The organism is Pseudomonas reactans, from assembly GCF_013387025.1.
Taxonomy (GTDB): Bacteria; Pseudomonadota; Gammaproteobacteria; order Pseudomonadales; family Pseudomonadaceae; genus Aquipseudomonas; species Aquipseudomonas reactans.
This window is the reverse complement of sequence record NZ_JACAQP010000082.1, coordinates 1-1,225: the sequence shown is the minus strand read 5'-3', so window position 1 is coordinate 1,225 and position 1,225 is coordinate 1. Positions and strand designations below refer to the sequence as shown.

The 1,225-nt window shown below is 34.8% G+C and carries 1 protein-coding gene and 1 pseudogene; both read left to right on the top strand.

Annotated features, from left to right (window positions below):
* Positions 1-8: 8 nt before the first annotated feature.
* A pseudogene (locus HX793_RS32135) lies at positions 9-850 on the top strand (proton-conducting transporter transmembrane domain-containing protein); the annotation flags it as partial.
* A gap of 72 nt (positions 851-922) precedes the next feature.
* The coding region (locus HX793_RS32130; RefSeq protein ID WP_498055034.1) for an NADH dehydrogenase subunit F C-terminal domain-containing protein at positions 923-1,225 on the top strand (303 nt) is incomplete at its 3' end.

The following is a 1,225-nucleotide window of genomic DNA, read 5'->3' as shown; positions in this document are numbered from 1 at the left end:
GTACTTCCATGTTGGGATTAGTTACTAGTTCAAATTTGATACAAATTTATATTTTTTGGGAATTAGTTGGAGTATGCTCGTATCTATTAATAGGATTTTGGTTCACACGACCTGTTGCAGCAAAGGCTTGTCAAAAGGCATTTGTAACTAATCGTGTTGGCGATTTTGGTTTATTATTAGGTATTTTAGGGTTTTATTGGATAACGGGGAGTTTCGAATTTCGTGATTTATTCCAAATATTGAATAACCTGATTTCTACTAATGAGGTCAATTTTTTATTTGTTACTTTGTGCGCTATTCTATTATTTGCCGGTGCGATTGCGAAATCTGCACAATTTCCCCTTCATGTATGGTTACCTGATGCAATGGAAGGGCCAACTCCTATTTCGGCCCTTATACATGCTGCTACGATGGTAGCAGCGGGGATTTTTCTTGTAGCTCGACTTATGCCTCTTTTCATAGTCATACCCCACATAATGAATTTTATCTCTTTGATAGGGATAATAACAGTTTTTTTAGGAGCTACTTTAGCTCTTGCTCAAAAAGACATTAAGAGGGGTTTAGCCTATTCCACAATGTCTCAATTGGGTTATATGATGTTAGCTCTAGGTATGGGGTCTTATCGCNNACTCATGCTTATTCCAAAGCATTATTGTTTTTAGGATCGGGATCCGTTATTCATTCAATGGAAACTCTTGTTGGATATTGTCCAAAAAAAAGTCAGAATATGGTGCTTATGGGAGGTTTAACAAAACATGTACCAATTACTAAAAATTCTTTTTTATTAGGTACGCTTTCTCTTTGCGGTATTCCACCCCTTGCTTGTTTTTGGTCCAAAGATGAAATTCTTAATGATAGTTGGTTGTATTCACCTATTTTTGGAATAATAGCTTGGTCTACGGCGGGATTAACCGCATTTTATATGTGTCGGATCTATTTACTTACTTTTGAAGGACATTTAAACGTTCATTTTCAAAATTACAGTGGAAAAAGCAATACCCCCTTCTATTCAATATCTCTATGGGGTAAAGAAGGTTCGAAAATAAGTAACAAAAACTTTCGTTTGTTAACTTTATTAAAAATGAACAAGAATGCGCGTCCTTCTTTTTTTTCAAATAAAGTATATAAAATTGATGAGAATGTAAGAAATAGGATACAACCCTTTCTTTCTATTCCGCATTTTGGTAATACGAAGACGTATTCATATCCTTATGAATCGGATAAT